This window comes from Butyricimonas sp. BSD2780061689_150309_C8 (assembly GCF_015560935.1).
GTDB classification, from domain to species: Bacteria; Bacteroidota; Bacteroidia; order Bacteroidales; family Marinifilaceae; genus Butyricimonas; species Butyricimonas paravirosa.
Genome location: NZ_JADMSV010000022.1, coordinates 53,016 through 67,974, shown reverse-complemented (window position 1 = coordinate 67,974; position 14,959 = coordinate 53,016). Strand labels below are relative to the sequence as shown.

The 14,959-nt window shown below is 41.9% G+C and carries 11 protein-coding genes; 10 read left to right on the top strand and 1 reads right to left on the bottom strand.

The genetic code is table 11. The features are described 5' to 3' along the window. Positions 1-120: 120 nt before the first annotated feature. From I2I33_RS15170 to I2I33_RS15130, 9 genes are all read left to right on the top strand, one after another. Entirely contained in the window at positions 121-3,648 is a 3,528-nt protein-coding gene (locus I2I33_RS15170) for a SusC/RagA family TonB-linked outer membrane protein (protein WP_410492005.1), read from the top strand. Between the two features lie 12 nt (positions 3,649-3,660). Then, a complete protein-coding gene (locus tag I2I33_RS15165; protein WP_087422184.1) occupies positions 3,661-5,190 on the top strand; it encodes a RagB/SusD family nutrient uptake outer membrane protein in 1,530 nt (509 codons plus the stop codon). Positions 5,191-5,202: 12 nt separating this feature from the next. Next, the gene (locus I2I33_RS15160) at positions 5,203-6,162 is read left to right on the top strand and encodes a hypothetical protein (protein ID WP_087422185.1); all 960 of its coding nucleotides are present in this window, start codon (positions 5,203-5,205) and stop codon (positions 6,160-6,162) included. 91 nt (positions 6,163-6,253) lie between these two features. Then, positions 6,254-7,339 (top strand): TlpA family protein disulfide reductase, encoded by a 1,086-nt coding sequence (locus I2I33_RS15155; protein WP_162613851.1) that lies wholly within the window; start codon positions 6,254-6,256, stop codon positions 7,337-7,339. Positions 7,340-7,350: 11 nt separating this feature from the next. Continuing rightward, positions 7,351-8,142 (top strand): hypothetical protein, encoded by a 792-nt coding sequence (locus tag I2I33_RS15150; RefSeq protein ID WP_087422187.1) that lies wholly within the window; start codon positions 7,351-7,353, stop codon positions 8,140-8,142. Beyond that, positions 8,142-9,221 carry a TlpA disulfide reductase family protein gene (locus I2I33_RS15145; protein ID WP_087422188.1) on the top strand — a complete coding sequence of 360 codons (1,080 nt, stop codon included), beginning with the start codon at positions 8,142-8,144 and terminating at the stop codon, positions 9,219-9,221. Before I2I33_RS15150 ends, I2I33_RS15145 begins: the two co-directional genes overlap by 1 nt. A 12-nt stretch (positions 9,222-9,233) precedes the next feature. Beyond that, on the top strand, positions 9,234-10,115 hold the full coding sequence (locus I2I33_RS15140; protein WP_162613852.1) for a TlpA family protein disulfide reductase: 882 nt from the start codon (positions 9,234-9,236) through the stop codon (positions 10,113-10,115). Positions 10,116-10,143: 28 nt separating this feature from the next. After that, the gene (locus tag I2I33_RS15135; protein WP_087422190.1) at positions 10,144-11,772 is read left to right on the top strand and encodes a S8 family serine peptidase; all 1,629 of its coding nucleotides are present in this window, start codon (positions 10,144-10,146) and stop codon (positions 11,770-11,772) included. 15 nt (positions 11,773-11,787) lie between these two features. Continuing rightward, entirely contained in the window at positions 11,788-12,948 is a 1,161-nt protein-coding gene (locus I2I33_RS15130; protein ID WP_087422191.1) for a retropepsin-like aspartic protease, read from the top strand. 126 nt (positions 12,949-13,074) lie between these two features. Here I2I33_RS15130 and I2I33_RS15125 read toward each other — a convergent pair whose 3' ends face one another. After that, entirely contained in the window at positions 13,075-13,632 is a 558-nt protein-coding gene (locus tag I2I33_RS15125; protein ID WP_087422192.1) for an RNA polymerase sigma-70 factor, read from the bottom strand. A gap of 147 nt (positions 13,633-13,779) precedes the next feature. Between I2I33_RS15125 and I2I33_RS15120 the strand changes: the two genes are divergently transcribed. Continuing rightward, complete coding sequence (locus I2I33_RS15120; RefSeq protein WP_087422193.1) at positions 13,780-14,943, top strand: FecR family protein; 1,164 nt, start codon at positions 13,780-13,782, stop codon at positions 14,941-14,943. Positions 14,944-14,959: the final 16 nt, after the last annotated feature.

Genomic DNA, 14,959 nt, shown 5'->3' with positions numbered 1-14,959 from the left:
GACGAGCAGACTAAATGTTTAATTTAATTGAATTACAAATTTATGAAAAAAAAATGGGATTTGTTGCCAAATTTTTGGCAACAATGGAAATCTAAATTCTTTTTGCGCATGAAAATCTCGATGATTTTATTGTTGGTGGGAGTGATGCACCTTTCTGCCAGTACATTTTCACAAACGAAAGTATCTTTGAATATGAAAGATGCGACCGTTCAGGAAATCTTTTCTAGTTTGGAAAAGATGACGAACTATACGTTTCTTTACAAATTGGATCTTGTTGATAAATGTGGTAAAATGGATGTAAATGCCACGGATAAGGATTTCAATCAGTTGTTGGAAGATTTATTACGTCCGTTAGGGTTGTCCTTTAAAATAGATGATCGGGTGGTGGTGATTACTGTTCGGGAAGATGATGGGAAAAAGGATATGGTAATTATTAAAGGTATTGTGAAGGGTGAAAATGGGCAGGTATTTCCGGGGGTAACAATTGTTTTGAAAGGTACAAGTGTTGGAGTTGCTTCTGATATGGAGGGAAAATTTGTTCTAAGTATTCCTAAACAAGAAAATATTAAATTATTGTTTTCTTTTGTTGGAATGAAAACAAAAGAAGTTGTTTGGAAGGGGGAGAAAATGCTGGAGGTTATATTGGAAGAGGAGTCCAAACAGATGGATGAGGTCGTGGTTACGGGATATAATACTATTAACCGGAGGGATATGGTGGGTTCCTACACGAGCGTGAAAGCTGCTGATGTTATTATGCCAGCGTATAACTCGATAGACCAGATGTTGCAGGGGCAAATAGCCGGTATGGTTGTGATGAACACAAGTTCTCGGGTGGGAACAACACCAAAAATCAAATTGAGAGGGACAACAACTATTTTTGGAAACCAATCCCCGTTATGGGTGGTTGACGGTATTGTGCAGGAGGACCCTTTAGAATTGGAAACAACTGACATTATGACACAGGACTTGAAAGATATTATTGGTAGTCAGATTTCTTGGTTGAACCCGATGGATATAGAAACAATTACCGTACTAAAAGATGCTTCAGCCACGGCTGTTTATGGTTCAAAGGCTTCTAACGGGGTAATTGTGATCACCACGAAGAAAGGGAAAGCAGGAAGGTTAACCGTGAACTACACGGGTAACATGACGATTAATACTCGCCCTAATTACGGGATGTTCAATTACATGAATTCCAAGGAACGGGTGCAGTTCTCGCAAGACGTCTATAATGCTGGAGCGTATTATGACAAAGAGCCGATAACTCAACCGTATACATACGAGGGTGCTATGAAAATGTATTTGGCAGGCGATTTAAGTTATGATGAATTTATGAAGAGAAAAACTTTTCTATCGACGGTTAATACGGATTGGTTCGATTTATTAACCCGTTCGGCTGTAAGTCATAGTCATAATGTGAGTTTGGCCGGGGGTACTGAAGCAATAACTTACAATGTTTCTTTGGGGTATAACAACACGCTAGGACAGGAGATCGGAAACTCCAATGAGAGAATGACCGGGAGGGTTGCGGTGAATATTCGTTTACACGAGAACGTGCGTTTGAATGCCAGTCTGAATGCAACTTCCAGTACAACAAAGGCTTTTGGCGAGGAAGTGAATCCAATGTCGTACGCCACGACAACGAGTCGTTCCATCCCGGCTTATGATGAAGAGGGAAATCCGGTATATTATCAAAAGCGGGCAACGTATTTGTATAATAGAAATGTACAGAGTTTGAGTTACAATTTTATCAATGAACGGGATAATAGTGGCTCTACCAATAAGAATTTACATGTATCTGCCGCTCTTAACTTCAGATGGAATATATTGGATTGGTTGAGTTATGAATTTACCGGAGGATATACAGCCTCGAACACGAATGGGGAAACTTATAACACGGAAAGAACATTTCGTGTGGCTTGGAGGTATCGTGGGTATGATTATGGAGCAGCCGAACCCAATAGTGCTTTATTTAAAGCGGCACTTTTGCCTTTCGGGGGTGTGTTGTTTACGACTGATGCTTCACAGCGAGCCTATAATATTCAGAATAAAGTGTTGTTATCTAAATCTTTTAATGAGGAACATCGGTTGAATGCCATGCTGGCAATGGAACTTCGTTCCTCTGCTGTTGCCAACAATGCCAATAAGGTATGGGGGTATATGCCTGACCGGGGAGAAACTCTGGTAAGGCCTACGCCTCCGGATGAATTACAGCCCATAAGTAATGCTGTTTCTGGTTGGGGAATATTGGATGAAATTTATGGGTCAGGATGGAAACGAACCAAGAATACGGATAATTATCTTTCTTTCTTTGCAACGGTTGCTTATTCGTTAAAAAATCGTTACGTGTTTAATTTCTCGATGCGAAATGACGAGTCAAATCGTTTCGGGCAGGACGTGAATAACCGGTTTGACCCGACATATTCTTTCGGTTTGTCTTGGAGAATGATGGACGAACCATGGCTCGAGGGAATGAAAAAATGGCTAAATGCCTTTAACATTCGAGCCACCTATGGAATACAGGGTAATGCGATGACTAAATTAGGACCGGATTTGACATTGAGACAATATGGAATTCTTTCGGTTTACAATCAGCATTACTCGAAGATCTCTAGTTTGCCGAACCCGAATCTTTCTTGGGAAAAAACAAAGTCTTGGGATTGGGGAGTGGATATGACGTTGTTTAATATATTTGATGTAGTGGTTGATTATTATAGAAGAAATTCGAACGTTATTGTTACTCAAGATTTGCCTTCCGAGTACGGGATTTCGACTATGAAGATGAACGGCGGAAAAATAACGAACGAAGGAGTTGAGTTTACGGTTAGTTTTACCCCGGTAAAGACTAAAGATTGGGCTTTAAGTATCTCGTTGAACTCTTCTAAAAACTGGAATGAAACGGGGAAAGAAGAATACGAAGCCACCAAAGATGAGTTACTTGCGGGTAGCAGCGATAAGATCTTGAAAAAAGGATATCCGGTTGGTGGTTTTTGGTCTTATTCTTTTGCGGGGTTAAGCAGCGAGGATGGTCGCCCCTTGTTTAATTATTTTGATGTGCCGGAAGCCGAAAGAAATTCCGGGGTTGATCCGACCACTTATCTGGTGTATTCCGGTACGAAAGAACCGAATTTTACCGGGGGATTGAATTTCAGTTTGCGTTGGAAGACGTTGACGCTTTCATCCGGCTTCTCTCTATTGTTAGGATGCAAAAAACGTTTGCCTTCCCCGTATGCCAATATACCTAATGGATCGAAAATCCCGGATTCGGATGTGAATTTGAGTAAAGATTTGACCAAACGTTGGAAGAAACCGGGAGATGAAAATTACACGAAAATCCCCGGATTGGTGACGACGCTGAGTAGTAATGTTACTTTACCGAATGGTTCGGAGGAACAGTGGATGAGGATATGGGAACAATCTGATGCTTTGGTTGCAGATGCTTCGTTCTTGCGTTGCAGACAATTGTCATTGTCTTGGCGGATTGGCGAAGATTGGTGCAAACGGATGGGCTTGAAGACGCTTTCCTTGAACGCTACGGTTTCAAATTTATTTGTTATAGCAAGTAAACGCTTTAATGGTTTTGATCCGGAATTGGGGGATAGCGTGCATCCGAAGAATTATTCCGTGGGAATTAATATTGGATTTTAAAAATGTAGGATGATGAAAAAGTTATTGATAATATTATTTGCGGGTTTATTAGCCGCGTGTTCAGATTTCTTGGAACCCAAGTCGCAAAGTGAATATATTCCTAGAGAAGCTGCTGCATTGAATGAGATGTTATTGGGAAATGCTTATATACAGGCGGCAGGAGGAGATGAAGTTATGAATCTGTTATTGATGTTTGACGATGATATCATGTGTTCGGATTCGCTGGGTGCGATAAACACGATGGTGATGACGGGTGATAATTTTCAGTTATTGGAAAAACTTTATGCTTGGCAGCCGGATATATTCATTCAGGAAGGTTCTTTAATGTATCGAACTCCTTGGGAGTGGTTCTATTCTTATATTCTGGGGGCGAATGCGGCATTGGATTACATTGATGGTGTTTCGGGAACCGATGATGAAAGAAATATCGTGAAGGCTCAGGCTTTGGCTCTGCGCGGTTTCTATTATTTCCAGCTGGTAAACATGTGGGGCGCTCCCTATAACCATGACAAGAAAGCATTGGGGGTACCCTTGAAAGTAACCAGCGCATTGGAAGCGAAAGAACTTCCGCGAAACACGGTTGAAGAAGTGTACGTTCAGATTTTGGCGGATTTGGATGAAGCCGAGAAAACATACGAGAAGTTGCCCAGGGAACAACAATACCGGAAAGATTACAGAACCAGTTTGCCGATGGTGCAATTATTGAAATCCAGAGTTTACCTGTACATGGAGGATTGGAAAAATGCGGCTATTTACGCTCGGAAAGTGATTGATGATTGGGATTTCATGTTGACAGACCTGAACTCGTTGCCCCAGAAAACGACGGCTCAACCGTATTATAATTTTATTTCGCAAGATTGTTCGGAAGTGATTTGGGTGTTCGGGAAGATAGCTAATTTCGTGAATTTAGTGAAGCAGCAGATGATGTTCCCCGATCCTTATAAACCGGGACAAAACTTAGAAACTAATTTCTTTAATGCTTCTTCCGAATTGCTTGAAGCTTTTAAAGCCGGGGATCTTCGCAAAGAAAATTATATCGTGCGTTCTCCCTACACCGATTCCAAAAATAACCAACATCTTGGCGGATATGCTCCTTATGGAAAATTTGCGGTGAACTATGCTCATGAACCTATTAGCAACACGAACTTCGCTCACGCGTTTCGGTTGGCGGAAGCTTATTTAAATCTGGCCGAGGCTGCCGCGTTGGATAAGGATGAGAAAACAGCTAGATGGGCATTGGAAACCTTGTTGGAGAAGCGTTTTGTGCCGGGGACAGTTTCGGTGACGGAAACGGGAAGTGCTTTAGTGGATCGTGTTCGTCTGGAAAGACGGTTGGAATTATGTTTCGAGGGGCATCGCTGGTTTGACCTGCGTCGTTACGGGATGCCATCTATCACTCACGAGTGGAAGAGTGATGGAAAGGTTATCAAGCGTTATACGCTGAAAGAAAAAGATCTGTTCTACACGTGGCCTATTCCACAGGAGGTGATGGAAGAGAACAGAAAGTTAGTACAAAATCCGTTACCGGAAGTAAGAAATTAAAGAGAATATACTATGAAATGGAGATATTATTTATATAGTTTGCTAGGCTGCGTCTTGTTTTTTTCCTGCTATGATGAAGATACATTAACGGTCGACGAGAGTGGCGAAGATTTAGTCCGGTTTGAATTCCCTCAAGGCACGAATTCATGGGATGATGATGTTGTAGCTATCAAGGAGAAATTCAATGTATGTATTATTTATAAGGATTTTCAAGCGTCTGATTTGAATCGGACATGGACAGGAGCTGCCGGAAATCAATCTTATTTTGGAGATGAATTAACAAGTGATGAGCAAGCCGAGTTTATGATCGGCTTTATGAAAAATCATGTTTTTGCCTATCTGAGTCCGCAAATTACTCAAAAGGTGTTTCCGATGTATTATTACATGGTTTATGATTGTCATGTTCCATTCGTGTTTGGACCTTACGATTTGAAAGCACCCGTGAAAACTATTTTTGACGGAATGGATTATTGGGCGCTTTGTATGTTCTACGGGGAATCGGATCCCATGTCGGATATGTTCTATGGTAGAATTGAAGCTCCGGAAACACCAGAAGATTTTTGGGAATGGAGGGGAATTATTTTGTATGAAATTTTAGAGAAAGCCTATGAAAAGGGAAATATAATTGTGCCGGAAGAATTTCAAGCAGGGATTGACTATAAAACAGAGGTCGAGTCTGATCCGGGAACGGAGGAGAATCCCAATTATTACGCGAAGCGAGGGTTCCCGGGGGCATCGTATGGTTTCCTAAGGTTGGATGCGTTGAGCAAAATTGAATACACGAGCCCGAGTAAGAACTTTTTCGCTTATATACATTTGGGTATGAGGTACACTTCGGAAGCACTGGAAGCACTGCATCCGAAAGCAAATAATCCCTTGTTGTGGGAGAAGCGTCAATATGTTCTTAATTACATGAAGACTAAATACGATTTGGATCTGGAGGCGATTGCTAAAATCCCGGATATGAATTAATTATCAAAAGAAATGTTTCAAATAATGGAACTGTCTAACGTTTTTTTTGTTAGACAGTTTCCACTCTAGTGTGAATAAAAAAATGTATTGTATGAATTATTGGTATGTAAATTTACTGGGACTACTCTTTTTTATTTTCCCGTGTAGTGGAAATGCTCAGTCCCGAACTTCGTTGCTAGACGAGGTAATTAAAGAATGGAATGGCTACAGTCTTGAGGGAGCAACGATAGAATCGATTTTAGAGCAGAAAGCGGCGGTGGAGAAAATGATTCTTACCCGTGACAAAAAAGATGAAATGGCACGTCTTGCCAATCAGGTTAAAGCGATAAATTCGGTTGCCGATTATTATAGAGTGCACCGAAATGCAGGTGTGAATAAAAGCGTGTTGCGGAAGATATTGAAAGGTGTACGTTTTGATTCGCAGGAATTTCTGGCGCTTCCCAACCTGAATAGAAATATAGATACTTATTTCAACGTGAAAGCTTTGGCGGACGGTTACGAAGCATCCCGGATTTTAGACGATAAGCGGGATGAATTGGAGTATGAAAAATACAAACAAATATTGGAGTCCCGAAATTCCGATTTGATTTTGTCTTATTTTGCAGGGATTAGGAGTGATTTTATTCTCAATTACACGGAGGCATTGAAAAAAGCCCGTCCTCTGTTCGAACAATATATGCCGGAGGGAGAATTAAGGCAGTTGGTAATGGATTTGTATGCCGCGAAGGAACGTTTGAGTCCGGGAAAGGATGCCCCTCTTTTTACTTTAATAGACTATAAAAGACAAAAGCATTCTCTTCAAGATTTCAGGGGTAAAATATTAATAATCGACGTGTGGGCGACTTGGTGTGGAGGATGTATCCATAAATTGCCTTATTTTATGAAAGTTGCGGAGAAGTATAAAGATCGTGCGGACGTGGAATTTATCACGATATCCATTGACGAGGAGAGCAAGTTTAATCATTGGAAGTACTCTTTGCCAAGATACAAATTGTTAGGAGTTAAGAATTTGATCGCTTTCCCGAAGACGACACCCTTTCAGGATGATTATGATGTACATGGTATTCCCCGGTATATCATAATAGGTAAAGACGGGAAAATAATTGATACCGATGTTCCCGGTCCGGGAAATGGTTTCGAAGAATTTGTGGATAAATTATTAGGTAGTTCAATTTAAGCGTACGAGATATGAATAATTGTGTAAAGAAAGGCGTTTTGCTGGTCGTTGCAGTTTTTGCTTTCATGAGTGGCTGGGGGCAAGCGAACGTTTTGGAACAGCAAAAGAAGGAATTCGAGCAGGGAAAACGTGATATCGATTTTTTAGCGTCTTATATAGCTAATTTAAAAGAGAGTAAGGATCGTCAAGCGTTGAGTCGGGCGTTGGATTGTTATATCGTGCTTTTGCCTGCGGAACAACGGTACACGGAACAATGTGTGCAGGACTTTATCAATTACATTGATTATCAGGAAAGTCAAGTTTGTTTGGATTATATAAAAAATTGGGATAAACTGAATTTGCGGGAGGAACAGGTGAAACAGATGGGTCCCAAGATGGAAGTGATGATTTTATGGCCTGTATTTCATTGGATGACTTCTCCCGCCGAGAAAAAGCCGATTCAACCCGATTGTGAAGAAGTCGTGTTATTATTGGATAAGGGCAACGTGTCTGCCGTGTCCCCGACTTGTAAAACCTTGTTGGAAATGTGGCAATTATACAAGCGGAAGGATATCGATAAAATGGTGAAATTGTTCGTCGGAATGCTGCAATCCGGATGGACTGTAAGCGGGATAGTAGATACCAGTGTGATAGGTTATTTAGCGAATTATCTGTTGGAGGAAACAAACGTGTCACAGGCACGGGAAATACAATCTGTTCTGGAAAACCTCTTGAAGGACGATTCATTGGAAAAGTCTAAAGTCGGTTTATTAAAAGGATGGAATGATGATTTTACCGGTAAAGTCTTACTAGGAGAGGAATAATGAAAATAGGGATTATTTTTATCTTGCTGTTGTGTATCGGGTGTTCCGGTACACAACAATATTCCTTCTCGATTCGGGGAAACGTGGAAGGAGCTAAATATGGCAAAGCATTCTTGTTAACGCCCAAGGATGAAGTCATTTGTTCCACGAAAATCGATGGAGGAGATTTTGAATTACGAGGAACTTTGGAAGAGCCCGGGCAATATGTATTGAGAGTGAACCGACAACAATTCATGTTCTTCATGGATGGAAAGAACATGAGAATAGAGTGCCCCTATCGTTCCTTCTCGTCCAAGTACTTGAAAGGATCTCCGGCAAACGATTTGTCCATAGAGTACGGCAAACTCCAAGAGGACTATACAGCAAAGCAAGAGCGTTTTTTTAAAGAATATAAAAAAGCGACGGATGCCGGAGATCAAAAGGCGGCAGACGAGGCGATGACTCAAGTGCTGTTAGTTGGAGAAGCGGAATTTGCCCTCACGAAAGAGTTCGTACGAGAGCATCCCGATAATATCTTTTCGGCTTTCATTTCGGAGAAAGCGGGGAGAGAGAATTACACGAAGGCAAAAGAGTTGTACGAGTTGCTGACCCCGCGGGCACAACAATGTTCATGGGGATGGCTGTTGAAACAGCACCTTGACGGTTTGGCGGCATCCGCCGAAGGATTGATGTGTCCGGAATTTACCGTGTCGGATGAGGATGGTAATCAAGTTACAATGAGTTCCTTGAAGGGTGATATTCTCGTTCTCGACTTTTGGGCATCCTGGTGTGGTCCGTGCCGTCAGGAAATGAAAAGTTTGAGAGAACAATATAAGGAGTTCAAGGACAAAGGCGTACGTTTCGTGAGCATCTCTTTGGATGCCTCGTCGGATAAATGGAAAAAAGCGTGCGAGGAAGAGAACATTCCTTGGCTCAGTACTTTGGCGGATGGCGGATGGGATGATTCCGAAGTGCGGAAATTGTTCGGTATACAATCCATCCCTCACATCGTGCTGGTTGGCAAAGATGGGAAAATCGTAGGTAAAAACGTGCGTCGCAATCTTTTGCGAGATAAAATCATCGAGTTGTTGAACAAGTAAATGGTGTTCCAAATGGGAAAAAAATTATTGATACAATTTATGATTGTATGTGGAGTTTGTGTGTCCGCTCATGCACGGGAACAACAAGCCTGTGACACGAGTACAGTCGTGAAAATGAATCGCTTGTATGATCGTGTGATGAACGGGGAAATGGATATCGACACCCCGGACTTGGAATCATTGCGGGAATCTGAAATCATTCGCCTTGTGAATAGTTTCTTGGATCTTAAAGAACCCAAAACGGATGTGATGGGGCGTGCCACGTGGGTATTGTATAACATCCGGAGCGAGCGAGTAAGAGAATGTTATGTTATGTGGGCATTAGCTGAGAAATTGGATCGAGGGGATAATACTTTTATCGATCATATTTTCACGGATATGGATTTGTGTTCCGTGTCTGAAAAATTGAAAAATAGAGCCCGGGAATTGGTTGCCTTGTACGAACCTTTGCAACCCGGGAAGGACGCCCCGGACTTTGAACTCGAGTCGAACGACGGGAAGACCGTTCGTTTGAACGATTTACAAGGGAAACCGTTGTTTATAGAGGTGTGGAAACTTGATTCCGCGAATTGCCGGAAAGATCTGGTACGTCTGGAGGAATTGAAGTCGGAACATAAAAATGTTCAATTCGTGACGGTTGTCGTTGAACCTCTCGGCAGGAAAGAGGCTTGGAAACAATTTTTGAGGGACAATGGTTACGAGGGCAAAGGCATTCATCTTTTTGCCGACGAGAATGCTGCTTTTCGCGAGACATATCGTATTAAGTACATCCCCCGGTGTATATTACTTGATGCGAAAGGGAAATTCCTAATCCCGTGGTGTATGTCGCCAAGGCATGAATATTTCCCCTATTTTTTTTCCATGTTGAAACAGCAACAGGGGGATAAGAATTAAGTAATGAATGTATTAAATAAATTGAGTGATGAAAAAAAAGAAATTATTCGGGATCGTGTTGTTCATGTGTGCCGTGTTGGTAGTGGAAGCACAGATGCGTGTCGATTGGCATTTATTGTCGCCTGCTAAAGACAAAGTTTACGGGGCAGGTATTTTAGAAGCTTACTGCGAGTTGGAGAACAATACACCCAAGCGAAAAGTGGTAGTGGCGTTAATTGATGCGGGTTTTGACGTGCAACACGAGGCTTTGGCTAACGTATTGTGGCGTAACAAGAAAGAAGTTGCCAGGAATGGAAAAGACGACGATAAAAACGGGTATAAGGATGACCTGCATGGTTGGAATTTTCTCGCGTCGCCTGATGGTAAGTTAATTGAAAAGGCTTCCGATGAGACTTTCCGACAGTTCTTGAAAGTGAAGGATCGTTTCGATGAACTTCACGGAAAGAAGAGAAGCGTTGAAGAAAATAACGAGTATGTCGATTACCTTAAATTTGCAAAGAACAGTCCGTTAGTATCTTTGTACATGGGGGCAAGTTTTAATTATAATATAGCTAAGGGCGTCGAAGAATTAAATCGGCTGTTACGGGAAAAATGTCCTGATCGTGAACCCACGTTGGAAGATTTTGCTGCCTTGAACCCGATCGTGCAACAATCCGGAGATACTCTTCAGAAGATTGCCTTTTATACTTATAATATAATATGGAGCTTCGGGAATAGAAATAAGAAATGGGATGACTTGTATCGAAACCGCTATAGAAGCAGTGAGGCACAGCGTCGAGAGTGTGAAAAAGCGTGGGCGGCTTTGGTCGACGAGAGGAGTTTGGCGAACGATGATTTCAATACCTTATCAAATAAATATTACGGGAACCATGAGTTCCTTTCTACTGCAGCCGACGAGGGAACAGCTGTGGCAGGCATTATCGCTGCCATGCCCGGTATCGCCAAGGGAATAAAGGGAATTTCCGATCAAGTGGAATTGATGCTTATCCGTGCCGTTCCCTCTTCCGGAGACGCATATGATAAAGACATAGCCTTGGCCATTCGTTACGCGGTGGAGCAAGGGGCTGATATCATCAATATCAGTTTCGGGAAATATATGTTGGACAACCCGAAATGGATAGATGACGCTATTGCCTACGCTGAGAAACACGATGTATTGATCGTGCATTCTGCCGGCGATAACTATCGTGACACGGATAAAGATCCTTATTTCCCGGTAAAACAAGGGCTGGGCAGTAAACGTGCGTTTACCAATATGATCACGGTCGGAGCCTCGGATATGGAGGGAAATCCTTATATCAACAGTAATTACGGGGCAGGCAGTGTCGATGTCTTCGCACCTGGGGTGCAATTGTATACAACGGTTCGCGGTGATAACTATAGGAAAGTGACGGGCACGAAAATAGCGGCTCCGGTGGTCACCGGTATCGCTGCTATGTTGAAATCTTATTATCCCTCGCTCAAAGCCTCACAAATGAAGGATATTCTAGTGCGTACGGCTCGGCAGACGCCCTCAGCTGCAGTCCCCTTCCCGCATGATCAGACCAATAGTGAAGGTGCTCCGACCGGGGGATATGACCAGTTGTGTGTATCGGGAGGTATTATTGATGCTGTTGCCGCTGTAAAGCTGGCATGCGAGATTTGTAAGGGAAAGTAATTAAAAATATTCAGTATGAAATTCAAACAATTATATATTAGTCTGTTGGTCGTGTGTCTTGCTTTTTCGTATTTCACGACCAAGGCAGAAACCCCTGCCTTTTATGTAGAAGTGCCTTACACGACCATCAATGGGAAGATTATCATTGAAGCGCAGGCAGAAGGCGTCCCGGGAAAATTTATTTTTGACACGGGGGCACCTACTTATATCACCTACTCTTTGGCTCGGCGTCTTTCTTTAGAATCCACGAACACGCAAAATATTCTTGATGCTCACAATCAGTCGATGACCTTGGAGAAGACACAATTAAAACGTTTGTCGATGGGGATGCCGGGAATTAATATAGAAGAAATTCCGGTTACGATTATGCCTGAAGGTCATCTTATCGAACAATTCGGTGTGGATGGGATGATCGGTTGCGAGTTGTTCCCGGGGGCTGTCGTGCGTATTGATTCCCGCCAGAAAAAGATAATTATAACCGATAATATTTCTCTTTTCCATATTAATTTGAGGAATCGTTTGCCGTTGCTTCACGTGCAAGGACAGATTCCATTTATAGAATTGAACGTGGGAGTGGGGGTGATCGAAACGGTTATGTTTGATAGCGGTTCGGGAGCTTTTTATGAAATGATCTCCGCCACGGCGTCGGAAGCCCTTCGGGAGAATGCTGCCGCTTTGCTATCCAAGGGATACGGTAGTAGTGGAATCGGGATGGCAGGTGCAGCCTCTGCCGGTGAACATAATTTGATTCGTTTGTTTGAATTGCGTGTCAGCACGGGACGTTTCCAGAATATTGTTACAGAATCGATGGATGCACCGTATTCCCGTTTGGGTTCACAATTATTGGACTACGGTACGGTGACGATTGATTACGCCTCGAGTGCTTTTTATTTTGAGCCTTTTGAATCGGCACCTCAAGATTTGTACAAGAAAAGATGGAACGTAGATTTTACTATGGCGAATGGTCATGTCGTGATTGCTTGCGTTTGGGGGGATTTGGTGGAGAAGATTTCTCCCGGAGATCGTGTTTTGAAGATAGACGGGGAACCCGTCGGGGAGGTAAATGTCTCCGATGCGTTGCAGTCTTCGATCGTGAAAATTAAGAACGAGAAAGCTATTATCACTGTTTTGCGACAGGACGGTACGGAGGTCGAGGTTGCTATTGAAAAGAAGTGAGTAATTGACACTCTGTTCGGTATTGGGTATTTTATGTTCCTTGATCGATCTGCAAAGGTGTGTTTCTTTCTATGTATAACAAAACCCCAAAAGTTTTAGTCTAACTTTTGGGGTTCTATTCATTTTTTATGATGTGAAATGTGTGTATAGCATGGGATATAAAAGGAATAGAATTCCCAGTTTATCTTGAAGGCGTTTCAGTGCAATTTGTTTTTGTTTCTTCACGGTATCCACGGCCAATCCTAATTCTACTGCTATTTCAGAAGGTTTTTTGCCTTCTAATGTGAGCGTACAAATTTTTTTGCATTGTGGCGGCAATTCATCAATAGAGGCGAGTAGTTGACGGTATACTTCTTCTTGAATGAGATTATTTAGTACGATAGGTTCTTCTTGTTCTTGCCAGTTATTCGTGATTTCTCTTTCGTGATGTTGTTGAATTTTAAGATTTCGGAGATAAGTAAAACATTTATTGCGAACAGAACGGTATAAATAGGTTCGAATAATTAGTTCATTTTCGAAATGAATTTGTTTTTCCCACAAGTAGACGAATATCTCTTGCACGATGTCTTCTGCTGCCTCGTGATTATTAATGTAATGGAAGGCAAATTGCACGAGTGATGGATAAAATTCTTTAAATAGAATTTTATATTCCTTTTCCTTGTATATGTTACGAATGTCATCCATATCAAATTATTCCACCACGAATCGGTTTAGTGTGAGACAAATTTAGAGTTTTTTTATATTTATGCAAGAGAACGCGTGATTTTTTCTGAATTCTTTTACCACTCTTTCCCGAGTTATGAGTCCTTATATAAACATGGAACAAAAAGTATGGATAAAGGTTTTGAAATTGCGGATATTATTGTTGCATTCATAAAGGGGGATGCGACCCCGGAGCAAATTGTCCGGTTGGACGAGTGGCAAAATGAGTCTGATGAGAATAAACGTTTGTTTGTTTCATTGCTGGATGAAACAAATTTTGATTTGCAAGTACGGGTACGGAAGGAATTGAATATAGAGAAAGCGTTTAATCAGGTTAAATCTAGAAAACGGACGCATGATCGGAGGTTTAAACGAGTGTGGCAACTTTCTCTTGTCGCTTCTCTTGCACTTCTTGTTGTGGTGAGTAGTGTTATGCTGTATAAAGGCCGGGAGGCTGGTGTAAAATCAGAGATTGATCAAGGGGTTATTTCGGGCGGTACGAATAAGGCACTTTTGACATTATCAACGGGAAAGCAAATACTGTTAGATAAACAAGATACATTATTACAAAGTGATATAACTCGTATTCGAGTTGCGAGTGATAAAGGAGTTACTTACGAGAGTATCGATGGGGATTCGTTGATTCAGTTAGCGTATAATACAATGGAAATTCCTCCTAGGGCAGAATTTCAACTGGTTCTATCAGACGGAACGAAAGTCTGGTTGAACGCGGGTTCTAAATTGCGTTATCCGGAAAGATTTGTTGGAGATGAACGACAGGTAGAATTGAATGGTGAGGCTTATTTTGACGTGGTTCATGATGAAAAGGCCCCGTTTATAGTGAAAACTTCTCGATCGACAATAACCGTGTTGGGGACGGAGTTCGGAGTTCGGGATTACGAGGGGAAAGCTAATCTGACAACGTTGGTTCAGGGGCGCGTGGCCGTGTGTGACTCCATGAATAAATCGTATGTGATTTATCCGGGACAACAGGTTATTATTGATGAGCGAGGGACAACAGTGGAAGACGTGGAAACAGCCTATTTTACTTCATGGAAAGATGGTTACTTTACATTTAACCAAGCGACTTTGGGTGATATCATGGATGAATTGTCCCAATGGTATGATTTTGATTGTTTCTTTACTAATACCACGGTGACGAACTTGCGATTGACGGCGAGATTAAAGAAGTATGATGATATTAATGTTCTCTTGGATATATTATCTGATACCGGAGATGTTTGTTTCTCTCGAAAAGGGCGAGCGATCACGGTGACAGAAATTAGCCGATAAAATACCACGGGGAATA